The sequence below is a fragment of the Haemophilus sp. THUN1691 genome (assembly GCF_059704425.1).
In genome coordinates this window covers 1,641,078-1,653,844 of record NZ_AP046578.1, presented here as the reverse complement: position 1 = coordinate 1,653,844, position 12,767 = coordinate 1,641,078, and the positions used below count along the sequence as shown (strand labels likewise).

At 38.1% G+C, this 12,767-nt stretch carries 11 protein-coding genes and 2 tRNA genes; 7 read left to right on the top strand and 6 right to left on the bottom strand.

All coding sequences use genetic code 11. From position 1 onward, the window contains the following. Nucleotides 1-68: 68 nt before the first annotated feature. The 3 genes from mrcB to erpA are packed head-to-tail and all read right to left on the bottom strand — an operon-like array spanning nucleotide 69 to nucleotide 3,132. Nucleotides 69-2,426, bottom strand: coding sequence for a penicillin-binding protein 1B (mrcB, locus tag AC6H0J_RS07950; protein ID WP_497513442.1), 2,358 nt, complete (start codon nucleotides 2,424-2,426; stop codon nucleotides 69-71). 6 nt (nucleotides 2,427-2,432) lie between these two features. Next, a complete protein-coding gene (locus AC6H0J_RS07945; RefSeq protein WP_497513441.1) occupies nucleotides 2,433-2,786 on the bottom strand; it encodes a YacL family protein in 354 nt (117 codons plus the stop codon). A gap of 1 nt (nucleotide 2,787) precedes the next feature. After that, nucleotides 2,788-3,132 carry an iron-sulfur cluster insertion protein ErpA gene (erpA, locus tag AC6H0J_RS07940; protein ID WP_005628395.1) on the bottom strand — a complete coding sequence of 115 codons (345 nt, stop codon included), beginning with the start codon at nucleotides 3,130-3,132 and terminating at the stop codon, nucleotides 2,788-2,790. Between the two features lie 136 nt (nucleotides 3,133-3,268). Here erpA and map point away from each other — a divergent pair, with 136 nt between their 5' ends. The 3 genes from map to wecA all read left to right on the top strand — a co-directional run bounded on the left by map (nucleotide 3,269) and on the right by wecA (nucleotide 7,903). After that, nucleotides 3,269-4,075: a type I methionyl aminopeptidase gene (gene map, locus AC6H0J_RS07935; RefSeq protein ID WP_046953542.1), complete on the top strand. Its 807-nt coding sequence runs from the start codon at nucleotides 3,269-3,271 to the stop codon at nucleotides 4,073-4,075. A 93-nt stretch (nucleotides 4,076-4,168) separates the two neighbouring features. Then, on the top strand, nucleotides 4,169-6,760 hold the full coding sequence (gene glnD, locus AC6H0J_RS07930; RefSeq protein WP_114892593.1) for a bifunctional uridylyltransferase/uridylyl-removing protein GlnD: 2,592 nt from the start codon (nucleotides 4,169-4,171) through the stop codon (nucleotides 6,758-6,760). Between the two features lie 75 nt (nucleotides 6,761-6,835). Further along, nucleotides 6,836-7,903: a UDP-N-acetylglucosamine--undecaprenyl-phosphate N-acetylglucosaminephosphotransferase gene (wecA, locus tag AC6H0J_RS07925; RefSeq protein ID WP_005628399.1), complete on the top strand. Its 1,068-nt coding sequence runs from the start codon at nucleotides 6,836-6,838 to the stop codon at nucleotides 7,901-7,903. Nucleotides 7,904-8,033: 130 nt separating this feature from the next. On the opposite strand, the gene AC6H0J_RS07920 is transcribed toward wecA, so the two are convergent. The 3 genes from AC6H0J_RS07920 to orn form a co-directional block, all read right to left on the bottom strand. Then, nucleotides 8,034-8,109: transfer RNA gene (locus AC6H0J_RS07920), tRNA-Gly, on the bottom strand. Nucleotides 8,110-8,133: 24 nt separating this feature from the next. Continuing rightward, nucleotides 8,134-8,209: transfer RNA gene (locus AC6H0J_RS07915), tRNA-Gly, on the bottom strand. Nucleotides 8,210-8,302: 93 nt separating this feature from the next. Continuing rightward, on the bottom strand, nucleotides 8,303-8,851 hold the full coding sequence (orn, locus tag AC6H0J_RS07910) for an oligoribonuclease (RefSeq protein WP_046953499.1): 549 nt from the start codon (nucleotides 8,849-8,851) through the stop codon (nucleotides 8,303-8,305). Between the two features lie 70 nt (nucleotides 8,852-8,921). On the opposite strand from orn, the gene rsgA reads away from it, so the two are divergent. From rsgA to crr, 4 genes are all read left to right on the top strand, one after another. Then, nucleotides 8,922-9,962 (top strand): small ribosomal subunit biogenesis GTPase RsgA, encoded by a 1,041-nt coding sequence (rsgA, locus tag AC6H0J_RS07905; protein WP_005628403.1) that lies wholly within the window; start codon nucleotides 8,922-8,924, stop codon nucleotides 9,960-9,962. A 162-nt stretch (nucleotides 9,963-10,124) separates the two neighbouring features. Continuing rightward, nucleotides 10,125-10,382 (top strand): phosphocarrier protein Hpr, encoded by a 258-nt coding sequence (gene ptsH / locus AC6H0J_RS07900; RefSeq protein WP_005628404.1) that lies wholly within the window; start codon nucleotides 10,125-10,127, stop codon nucleotides 10,380-10,382. A gap of 78 nt (nucleotides 10,383-10,460) precedes the next feature. Then, complete coding sequence (ptsI, locus tag AC6H0J_RS07895; RefSeq protein ID WP_005628406.1) at nucleotides 10,461-12,188, top strand: phosphoenolpyruvate-protein phosphotransferase PtsI; 1,728 nt, start codon at nucleotides 10,461-10,463, stop codon at nucleotides 12,186-12,188. Between the two features lie 60 nt (nucleotides 12,189-12,248). Next, nucleotides 12,249-12,749 (top strand): PTS glucose transporter subunit IIA, encoded by a 501-nt coding sequence (gene crr, locus AC6H0J_RS07890; RefSeq protein WP_118816787.1) that lies wholly within the window; start codon nucleotides 12,249-12,251, stop codon nucleotides 12,747-12,749. The last annotated feature ends 18 nt before the right edge of the window (nucleotides 12,750-12,767 follow it).

Sequence of the window (12,767 nt, the reverse complement as noted above, 5' to 3'; positions counted from 1 at the left end):
ATTTCAGGGGATGTGTAGTTTTTTCGCTTCAAAATATTTGCTTACTATTAGAAATATACCGCGATTAATTATTGTGCGGGTGGATTTGGGTTATCCAATACATCCCAGACGCTTTCTTGTCGAGGAGCAATTTCGGTTTCAGCTGGTGGAGTGGCTGGCGATGGAGAAGCATTTGATGTGCCTCCGCAGAAATTTTGTCCATTATTCACCCAAACTGGGATTGCTCGATTGCTGTCACAATCCCAGCTGCCATGTTGGGTAATACCAACCCATTTCATATTCGCAGGTTTATTTAGCTTCAATTTCTCAATATAAGTATGGCTTAAATAATCTTTATAAATCTGTAATGCGCCTGATGCGCCAGTAAGTTTTGTTTCGCCATTATCATCGCGACCAAGCCAAACTGTGCTGATATTTTTTCCATCGATCCCCACAAACCAAGTATCACGCGCATCATTTGTTGTCCCTGTTTTACCAGCTAAACGTAAATCCGCATAATCATTTTGCAAGCTACGAGCTGTACCCCGTTCAACAGTTTGTTGCATCGCAAATAACGTTTGGAATGCGGCTTCTTGTGGGACCACTTGTTTTGCGGTTTTATCATGTTGATAAATGATATTTCCTTGACGATCCGCAATGGTATCAACAGTTGTGATCTCAATCCGTCCACCTTGATTCGCAATAGTTTGATAAAGTTTAGTTACATCATAAGGTGAGATAGTATAAGCGCCGAGTAACATAGCGGGCACTTTTGGAATTTCTACATTGTCCCATCCCATCGCTTTTTGTGTATCAATGACTTTGCTCAAGCCCACTTTCATCCCAATATTCACCGTCGGAATATTTAAAGAACGAGCTAAGGCATCCATTAACATCACAGAACCACTATATTTTTTGTCATAATTGCGCGGCTGCCACGGCGGGCTACCTTTAACATTAATCGTAATTGGCTGGTTATTAATTGGGGTATTTAAACGGAACTGTTCTGGATTAGAAAGTGCGGTCAAATAAATTGATGGTTTGACTAAAGAACCAATCTGACGTTTTGCCATTAATGCACGATTAAAGCCAGCATATTGCGTTTGTAAACCACCCACTACCGCACGAATTTCACCCACACGGTAATCCGCAACAATCATGGCGCCTTCTAAATATGGATTTTTAGTTTTCAGTTGTAGTTGTGAAACTGTATTCACCACTGCATTTTCTGCTTGGGCTTGTTGTTTTAAATCCATTGTGGTGAAAATCCGTGCGCCAAGTAAACTGGATATTTTATGTTCGCCTAGTTCACGACGTAAATCCGCCTGTAAAGTTTGAATAAATGACGGATATTTACGGGATATTTGTCCTTTTTGTTGAACACCTAAAGGTCGTTGGCTTAATAATTGGTAAAGTTCATCACCGATCATTTTATGTTCAAGCATGAGCTTTAAAACAACATTACGACGTTCTAAGGCATTTTGAGGATTACGCCAAGGATTATAAAGTGAAGGGCCTTTGACCATTCCGACTAAAAGTGCAATTTGATCTAAGCTAATTTCACGAATCGAACGACCAAAATAGAATTGGCTGGCTAATTCAAAACCGTGAATTTGCGTATCGCCATTTTGTCCAAGATAAATTTCATTAAGATAGGTTTCGAGAATACGGTTTTTATCATAACGCCAATCTAACAGCAATGACATCAAGGCTTCGTTCGCTTTACGGGTAATCGTACGTTCGCTTGATAAAAATAAATTTTTCACGAGTTGTTGAGTGAGCGTACTACCACCTTGTACCGTTTGTCCTGCACGAATATTGGTAATTAATGCTCGCATGATCCCCACAGGGTTTATACCATGATGATCATAAAAACGGCGATCTTCTGTTAAAATTAGGGCATCAATCAATAAGCGCGGGTAATTTTGTAAAGGAATTGCAAGGCGATCTTCATTATCAGATTCCAACATCGCAATCAATTTTGGCGCAAGGCGAAATTCATCGATTGCTTTTACGGCAACGAGATCTTCAATTCGATTAAGTTTGTTATCGACAAAACGTAAACGTAAAACTCGTTGTGGTTCTGGTTTATCAGGGAAAGGGAAAGCTCGACGAAGAACCACAATGGTATCATCTTCCAATTTGAAATCGCCTGGTGCGGCTACCATGGTAGTTTGGCGATATTCGTTATCTAATAAAATTTGAATCACTTCATCGAAAGCGAGATTATCTGAAATTTTCACACTTTCAATGCGGCTATACACTTCAGCGGGCAAACGCCAAATTTGCCCGTCCATTTTGGAACGGATTTGCCAATCTAAATATCCGCCATAAAATACGGTTAATACCGCACCACTAAACGCTACTTTTAATAGAAAGCTTTTGAAAGAACGGCGTTTTTTAGGTGTTTTTTCTTCGGGATTTTTTTGAACGTTTTCGATGGTCATAGTCGGTTAAGAGATAAAATCAACATAAGCTTCGAGGAAATGGATAAAATCTTGCGTGCCACAAAAAGCAATGCTTTCTTCATCATAATAATGAAAATCGTCTTCCAAAATTTCATCTGTTTCAATGGCGAGATTATTCGCTCGTATCATTACTTCATCAGCATCTAAAAACAATGTATATTCTGCGCCGATTAAGATCTCTTCTTGATTTTCAGAGAGTGATTGCACAGTAGAAAGTGCGGTCAAAATCGCCTTTGGATTTGACCGCACTTCTGTATTGAACCAGTTAGCAAGAGCAATGTGTTCCATCGAACATTTTACGGATACATTGCCTTGATAATGTGTAAATTGAAAATCCATCTTAGATACTAAAGGATGAACCACAGCCACAAGTGCTGGTAGCATTTGGATTATTTACAGTAAAGCGTGAGCCTTCTAAACCTTCAGTGTAATCGACGGTACCACCGATTAAATACTGTAAACTCATTGGGTCAATCACAAGTTGAACCCCTGATTTTTCAATCGTTAAATCACCTTCATTCACTTTTTCATCAAAAGTAAAACCATATTGGAAACCGCTACAGCCACCACCCGTGATATACACGCGTAATTTCAAATTGGTATTTTCTTCTTCGCTGATTAAACTTTTTACTTTATTCGCTGCTGCATCAGTAAATATCAATGGTACTGCAATGTTATCTGTCATAATTATTTCCCGCTTCCCGAAAATTTGAATTCCGTTATTATCTAATAACCATTTACTCCATTCAAGTGTAATCCAGTTTTTTCCTAGAAATCGTGCTATAATCTGGCAAAATTTTTTTCAAAAAAGGTGAAATAAAATGGCTATTCCAATTAGAACAGAAAAAGAAATTGTAAAACTACGTGAGGCCTGCAAATTGGCTTCTGATGTGCTAGTGATGATTGAACCTTACGTAAAAGCAGGCGTAACTACAGGTGAACTTGATCGAATTTGCCATGAATATATGGTGAATGAACAAAAGGTTATCCCTGCGTGTTTGAATTATCACGGTTTCCCAAAGGCTACCTGTATTTCCATTAACGAAGTCGTCTGTCACGGTATTCCAAGTGAAGATAAAGTGCTTAAAAATGGCGATATTGTGAACATTGATGTCACGGTGATTAAAGACGGTTATTTTGGTGATAACTCAAAAATGTATATCGTGGGCGGAGAAACGAATATTCGTAGTAAAAAATTAGTGGAAGCGGCACAAGAAGCTCTATATGTGGGATTGCGTACAGTAAAACCAGGTATTCGTTTAAATGAAATAGGTAAAGCCGTGCAAAAATATACTGAAAGTCAAACTTTCAGCGTTGTGCGTGAATATTGCGGACATGGTGTTGGTACAGAATTTCACTGCGAACCTCAAGTATTGCATTATTACGCAGATGATGGCGGTGTGATTTTAAAACCAGGTATGGTGTTTACGATTGAGCCAATGATTAACGCGGGCAAAAAAGAAGTGCGCGTGATGGGAGATGGTTGGACAGTAAAAACCAAAGATCGTAGTCATTCAGCACAATACGAACATCAAATTGTTGTCACCGAAACAGGTTGTGAAGTAATGACTATTCGTGATGAAGAAATTGCGGAAGGCCGAATTTCACGGATTATGGTGAATGTGTAATTGATATTAAATTATAAGATAAGGGCGTAGATATACGCCCTTTTTATTTTTCTTTATAATAACGCCACCTCGAACCACTAAAAGGCAATCAACATGCTGTTTCCTTTGTCATTATCTTCTCCTTTAACGCCAAGTACGGTCAAAATTGAACGAGAAAATCTCAAGCAATTTGAGCTCGAGAATTTTTCTCGTTATTCCATTTTTGAGCTTATTGAAAATCGCTGTGATTTTTATGATTCCTTATTGATTCAACTTTGGCAGGAAATAGGATTAAGTGAACAGCAAGGCATTTCTTTAATTGCGGTGGGCGGTTATGGACGGCGTGAGATGTTTCCTTTGTCGGATTTAGATTTTTTAATTTTGGTCGAGCAAATACCTAGCCCAGAAATTGAAGAAAAAATTACTCAATTTATCCAATTTTTATGGGATTGTGGCTTTGAGGTGGGAAATAGTGTTCGAACCTTAGAACAATGCGAATCGGAAGGAAAACAAGATATTACGATTGCCACCAATTTATTAGAAGCAAGATTTCTCACTGGAAATCGACCGCACTTTGATGCGCTAAATGAATTGGTAAAACGTGCTGATTTTTGGTCGAAAGAGGATTTTTTTAACGCCAAAGTGCAAGAGCAAATAGAACGTTATCAGCGTTATCACAATACGGCTTATAACCTTGAGCCAGATATTAAGTATAGCCCTGGTGGTTTGCGTGATTTGCATTTGTTGTATTGGGTGGCTTTGCGCCATTCGGGGGCGCTGACCCTTGAGGCCATTTTACAAAGTGGTTTTATTTATCCTCAAGAATATCAGCAACTACAAGAAAGTCGTGCATTTTTATTTAAAGTGCGGTTCGCTTTGCATTTGATTTTGAAACGTTACGATAATCGTCTGTTGTTTGATCGTCAAATTAAAGTCAGTGAATTGTTGGGTTTCCGAGGGGAAGGCAATCAAGCTGTGGAAAAAATGATGAAATGTTTTTTCCAAGCATTGCACCGAATTTCGCTGATTAGTAATTTGCTGATTCAGCATTATCGAGAAAATGTGCTCTCATCAAATCAGGATACTGTGATTGACCAATTAGACGATGATTTTCAACTGATTAACCAATCCTTATGTTTGCGTAATAGCCTTGTTTTTCAAGAAAAACCAGCGCGAATTTTAGATATATTCTTTTATTTAACGCAGTATGAACAGGCTGATATTCATTCAGATACCTTGCGTCAATTACAAATTTCCTTAGAGCAATTACCACAAAAATTATGTGAAATCCCTGAGGCTCGAGAAAAATTTTTACGTTTGTTTAATCAACCTAATGCGATTAAGCGTGCGTTTATGCCGATGCACCAATATGGCGTATTAACTGCGTATCTTCCGCAATGGCAAGCCATTGAGGGCTTAATGCAATTTGATTTATTTCATATTTATACGGTGGATGAGCATACATTGCGCGTGATGTTGAAATTGGAAAGTTTTCTGTCACAGGAAAGTGCGGAAGAACATCCCATTGCTCATCGAATTTTTAGTCAACTTTCTGACCGCTCTTTACTTTATATTGCGGCGTTGTTCCACGATATTGCAAAAGGGCGGGGCGGTGATCACGCAGAGCTTGGCGTAGAAGATGTGGCAGACTTTGCGCAATTACATGGTTTAGATCGTCGAGAAATTGATACCCTTGCTTGGCTCGTAAAATCCCATTTGCTGATGTCAATTACGGCGCAACGCCGTGATATTCATGATCCTGAAGTCGTCATGAATTTTGCGGAAGCTGTGCAAAATCAAGTTCGATTAGATTATCTCACCTGTTTAACGGTGGCGGATATTTGTGCTACCAACAGCAATTTATGGAATAGCTGGAAACGTTCGCTTTTTGCCTCTTTATATGAATTTACCGAACAGCAATTTGCACAAGGCATGAAAGAATTGCTTGATTATTCAGAAAAATCGGAAGAAAACCGAAAACTTGCACAACAAATTTTAACGCAGGATTATTCAGATATTGCACCAATCTTTATTGAGCAATTATGGGCTTGTTGTCCTGAAGATTATTTTGTGCGTAATACGCCAAAACAAATTGCGTGGCATACAAGTTTGTTGGTGGATTTCGCTGAATCATTATTAGTGAAAATTAGTAATCGCTTTTCACTTGGCGGCACGGAAGTGTTTATTTATTGCCAAGATCAACCGCACTTATTTAATAAAGTGGTGAGTACCATTGGCGCAAAAAAATTCAGTATCCATGATGCGCAGATTATTACGACACAAGATGGTTATGTTTTTGATAGCTTTATCATCACAGAACTTAACGGTGAATTAGTGGAATTTGATCGTCGCCGAGAACTAGAGCAAGCCCTAACATTAGCCCTTCAAAGTGAAAAATTACCCGCACTTTCTATTGCGCCGAATCGTCAGCTTCAACATTTTACTGTACAAACAGACGTGCGTTTTTTACATGAAAACAAAAAAGAGCATACTGAAATGGAACTGGTTGCGTTGGATAAACCGGGTTTATTAGCCCAAGTGAGCCAGATTTTCAGTGAGTTAAATCTCAATTTATTGAATGCGAAAATTACCACTGTGGGCGAGAAAGCTGAGGACTTTTTTATTTTGACGAACCAATTTGGACAAGCTCTGGATTCTCAACAAAGAGAAATATTACGTAACGTGCTGTATCGAAATATTGGATAGTCCTTTTTATAAAAATATATTTCTAGGTAAATTTGCCTTATGTTATCCTTTACAAAAACATTTTAGGGTCACACTATGCTGAGTATTTTTGTTACTTTCCTTGGCGCATTTTTAACATTGATTGTGATGCGACCAGTTGCCAATTGGATTGGATTAGTTGATAAGCCAAACTATCGTAAACGTCATCAAGGCGCAATTCCGCTAATCGGTGGCGTATCGCTTTTTGTTGGAAATCTTTGCTATTACCTGATGGAATGGGATCAACTTCGATTACCGTATCTCTATTTGTTCAGTATTTTTGTTTTATTGGCGATTGGGATTTTAGATGATCGATTTGATATCAGTCCTTTCTTAAGAGCTGGGATTCAAGCAATACTGGCTATTTTAATGATCGATCTTGGGAATGTTTATCTTGATCATCTAGGTCAAATTTTAGGGCCTTTCCAGTTAACGCTGGGTTCAATTGGTTTGATTATTACCGTCTTTGCCACTATCGCGATTATTAATGCCTTTAATATGATTGATGGTATTGATGGATTGCTCGGTGGGCTTTCTTGCGTTTCTTTTGCCGCGATTGGTTTCTTGATGTATCGAGATGGGCAAATGGATATGGCGCATTGGAGTTTTGCTTTAATCGTGTCGATTTTACCTTATTTGATGCTCAATCTAGGGATTCCATTTGGCCCAAAATATAAGGTGTTTATGGGGGATGCGGGGAGTACATTAATTGGATTTACCATTATTTGGATTTTGTTATTGAGTACGCAAGGAAAAGGGCATCCTATGAATCCAGTAACCGCACTTTGGATTATTGCGATTCCTTTGATTGATATGGTTGCGATTATTTATCGCCGTGTACGTAAAGGTAAAAGCCCATTCCGCCCAGATCGTTTACACGTTCATCATTTAATGGTGAGAGCAGGTTTAACATCAAGACAAGCCTTTTTATTGATTACGTTTGTTTCTGCAATTTGTGCAACTATCGGTATTTTAGGGGAAGTTTATTATGTGAATGAGTGGGCGATGTTTGTCGGCTTTTTCATTTTATTTTTCCTTTATGTCTATTCAATTACGCGTGCATGGCGAATAACTCGTTGGGTCAGAAGAATGAAACGTCGCGCAAAACGATTGAAGAAAGCATAAAAAATAAAGGCTTGTGTTATTAAATCACAAGCCTTTATTTTTGAGAAAATTCGCCGCGCTTTTTAACATTTTGACGATCTATTCTTATAGATAGAAAAAATCCCCAGCCTTTTGGCTAGGGATTGAAATTTGGAGCGGGAAACGAGGCTCGAACTCGCGACCCCGACCTTGGCAAGGTCGTGCTCTACCAACTGAGCTATTCCCGCAATAATGCTTCTATAATGTGAAATTGGAGCGGGAAACGAGGCTCGAACTCGCGACCCCAACCTTGGCAAGGTTGTGCTCTACCAACTGAGCTATTCCCGCAGTTCACATCAGTGAATGAGGTCGCATTATACAAATATTTTTAGGGCTTGCAAGGGCAATTTCATAAAAAGAAATTTTTTGTTGAAGTTTTCGTCAATCTAATTTCATGAAATGTTCGCGATAATAAGCCAGCTCTTTAATCGATTCTCGAATATCATCTAGCGCCAAATGCGTATTCTCTTTTTTAAAGCCTTCTAAAATTTCAGGTTTCCAACGTGCAGCAAGTTCTTTTAATGTGCTCACGTCTAAATGGCGATAATGAAAATAATCGGCTAAATCAGGCATATATTTCACTAAGAATCGTTTATCTTGGGCAATACTGTTACCGCAAATTGGCGACGCACCTTTGGGAACCCATTTTTTTAAAAAGTCTAAGGTTTGTAATTCTGCTGCACGTTCGGTGAGTTTGCTGGTTTTTACGCGTTCAATTAAGCCATTTTCACTATGTGTTTTTTGGCACCAATCATTCATTTTATTGAGTAATTCATTAGACTGATGAACAGCCAATACTGGGCCCTCTGCCAAAATATTTAAATTTTTATCTGTCACAATAGTCGCAATTTCAATAATACGTTCTTTTTCCGGATCTAAACCGGTCATTTCTAAATCAATCCAAATAAGATTTTGTTTATCGAATGACATAATATCAGGTATCCTATGCAAAAATTTTTTTCATTTTACCAAAAACAAGGGAAAAAACGACCTCACTTTTATGGCTAAACGTAAATTAACTCAGAACCAAACTAGAAGAATTCAATCGAATAATGCGAAAACATTACATCGCCATAAGAAAAAAGAGATTGAATGGTCAGATGAAATGCTTGGTGAATCACAAGAAGGTGTTGTGGTCACGCGTTATTCGATTCATGCAGATGTCGAAAATGAACAAGGCGAAATTTATCGTTGTAATTTGCGTCGTACCTTGTCGAGTTTGGTGGTGGGAGATAAAGTTGTTTGGCGTAAAGGCAATGAACAATTACAAGGTGTGAGCGGCGTGATTGAGGCAATTCACCCCCGAGAAAATGAAATTTCCCGCCCTGACTATTATGATGGTTTGAAACCCATTGCGGCGAATATTGATCGTATTATTATTGTATCAGCAGTATTGCCAACGCTTTCCTTAAATATTATCGATCGTTATCTTGTTGTGTGTGAAATCGCGGGGATTACGCCTCTCATTGTTTTGAATAAAGTGGATTTATTGTCACAAGAACAGCGTCAAGAAGTTGAAAAAGATCTTAAAATTTACCAAGATATTGGCTATGAGATTTTAATGATTTCAGCAAAGAGCGGTGAAAATATGGAAAAATTAACCGCACTTTTGGCACAAGGCACGGCGATTTTTGTTGGGCAATCTGGTGTTGGTAAATCGAGTTTAATTAATCATATTTTGCCTAGAGTAAACGCTCAAGTAGGGGATGTGAGCGAAACATCAGGCTTAGGGCAGCATACGACGACATCATCACGTCTTTACCATTTGCCGCAAGGTGGTAATTTAATTGATTCGCCAGGGATTAGAGAATTTGGGCTTTGGCATTTAGATGCCGAGCAAATCACAAAAGGGTATCGAGAATTTCAATATGTTTTGGGAACCTGTAAATTCCGTGATTGTAAACATTTGAGCGATCCTGGGTGTGCGTTGCGTGAAGCAGTGGAGCAAGGAAAAATTTCGCCTGTTCGTTATGATAATTATCACCGATTAATTGAAAGTTTAAGTGAAACAAAATCACAACGTCATTTTTCAGCAGTTTAACGATTGCGCAAGCTGGATGATAAATAAACAAATCCTGAGTTTTTTTATGATCTAATTCAATTTTTTTAGTGTTTATTCTTGATTATTCGCTTTTGAACAAGGATACTAAGGCAGATTTTATCTTTGTATTTTTTAACTATTATTTAGTAGAGAGGTAGCATTATGTACTCAAAAGATGTTGAAATCACTGCGCCAAACGGTTTACACACTCGTCCAGCAGCACAATTTGTGAAAGAAGCGAAAGCATTTTCTTCCGATATCACAGTAACATCTGCCGGTAAGAGCGCAAGTGCAAAAAGCTTGTTTAAGTTACAAACACTAGGTTTAACACAGGGAACAGTGATTACCATTTCTGCTGAAGGCGAAGATGAGCAGCAGGCAGTTGAGCATTTAGTCGCTTTGATTCCAACTTTAGAATAATTCTTACTTAGCCATAAAATTGTGAAATTTTATGGCTATTGTTTATCTATTCCTTTTTAATTATTTCGGAAGGTATCTATGATTTCTGGTATTCTCGCATCACCTGGTATTGCCTTTGGTAAGGCACTTGTTCTTAAAGAAGAAAAGATTGTTCTTGATACGCAAAAAATTACTGATGATCAAATTGACGCAGAAGTCGCTCGATTTTATGAAGGTCGTGCATTGGCGGTGGAACAACTTAATTCAATCAGAGAGCGCGCATTAATTTCTTTAGGTGAAGAAAAAGCCGCGATCTTTGAAGGCCACTTGATGATTCTTGAGGATGAAGAATTAGAAGAAGAAATTCTTGATTATCTTCGTTCAAATAAAGTCAATGCCGCAGTTGCAGCGAGCAAAATTATTGATCAACAAGTCACAATGTTGTCGGAGATCGATGATGAATATTTAAAAGAGCGTGCTGGCGATATTCGTGATATTGGTAACCGTTTAATTAAAAATATTTTGGGCATGTACATAGTAGATCTTGGCGATATTCAAGAAGAATCAATTCTTGTTGCTTATGATCTGACCCCATCAGAAACCGCCCAACTTAATCTTGAAAAAGTATTAGGGGTTGTCACTGATATTGGTGGTAGAACATCTCATACTTCTATTATGGCGCGTTCTTTAGAATTACCAGCGATTGTAGGCACAAATAATGTGACCGAATTAGTCAATACAGGTGATTACTTAATTTTAGATGCGATAAATAATCAAGTTTATATTAATCCAACACAATCTCAGATTGATGAATTAAAAACACTTGAAGCTAAAATTTCTCAGGAAAAAGCAGAGTTAGCTAAATTAAAAGATCTTCCAGCGATCACCTTGGATGGACATAAAGTTGATGTGGTTGCCAATATCGGGACAATCCGTGATTGTGAAGGGGCAGATCGTAATGGTGCAGAAGGTATTGGTTTATACCGAACTGAATTCTTATTTATGGATCGTGAACAACTTCCGACGGAAGAAGAACAATTCATCGCCTACAAAGAAGTCGTAGAAGCAATGAACGGGCGTTTAACCGTGCTTCGTACTATGGATATTGGTGGTGATAAAGAGCTTCCATATTTAGATTTACCAAAAGAAATGAATCCATTCTTGGGATGGCGTGCGATTCGCATTGCGTTAGATCGCCGTGAAATTTTAAATGCACAATTACGCGCGGTGTTGCGTGCTTCGGCATTTGGCAAATTGGCAGTGATGTTCCCGATGATTATTTCCGTAGAAGAAATTAGAGAATTAAAATCGGTTATTGAAACATTAAAAGCGGAATTGCGTGCAGAAGGTAAAGCGTTTGATGAATATATCCAAGTGGGGGTAATGGTTGAAACGCCATCCGCTGCCGTAAATGCAAAATTCTTAGCAAAAGAAGTAGATTTCTTCAGTATTGGAACTAACGATTTAACCCAATATACTTTAGCAGTGGATCGAGGCAATGAGTTAATTTCACATCTTTATAATCCAATGCAGCCATCTGTGCTTGGTTTAATTAAACAAGTAATTGATGCTTCTCACGCAGAGGGCAAATGGACGGGAATGTGCGGTGAATTAGCTGGTGATGAACGTGCAACCTTATTGTTACTTGGTATGGGATTAGATGAATTTAGTATGAGTGCTATTTCTGTACCTCGAATTAAAAAATTAATCCGTAATGTGAATTTCCAAGATGCAAAAGCCCTTGCTAATGCCGCATTACAAAAACCGACCGCTTCGGAAATTGAGCAGTTAATCGAAGAATTTTTGGCGGAAAATGCATTAAATTAAACAAAATTGTTTGATTTTACGTTAAAATAACAGCCATCTATGAATTGATAGGAGATTAAAATGGGCTTATTTGACAAGTTATTCGGTTCAAAAGAAAACAAATCTGTGGAAGTTGAAATTTATGCACCTATCTCTGGTGATATTGTAAATATTGAAGATGTTCCCGATGTGGTTTTTTCTGAAAAAATCGTGGGTGATGGTGTTGCTATTCGCCCTACTGGTAACAAAATCGTTGCGCCAGTTGATGGTGTGATTGGTAAAATTTTTGAAACCAACCATGCTTTCTCAATGGAATCAAAAGAAGGTGTAGAATTATTTGTACACTTTGGTATTGATACCGTTGAGCTGAAAGGTGAAGGCTTTACTCGTATTGCGCAAGAAGGTCAATCAGTTAAACGTGGAGATACTGTGATTGAATTTGATCTTCCTTTATTAGAATCAAAAGCAAAATCTGTATTAACACCCGTTGTTATTTCCAATATGGATGAAGTTTCTTGCATCGTGAAAAAATCAGGTGAAGTGGTCGCTGGAGAGTCAGTGGTATTAAGCTTAACTAAATAATTTCTTTACGATAAAAAA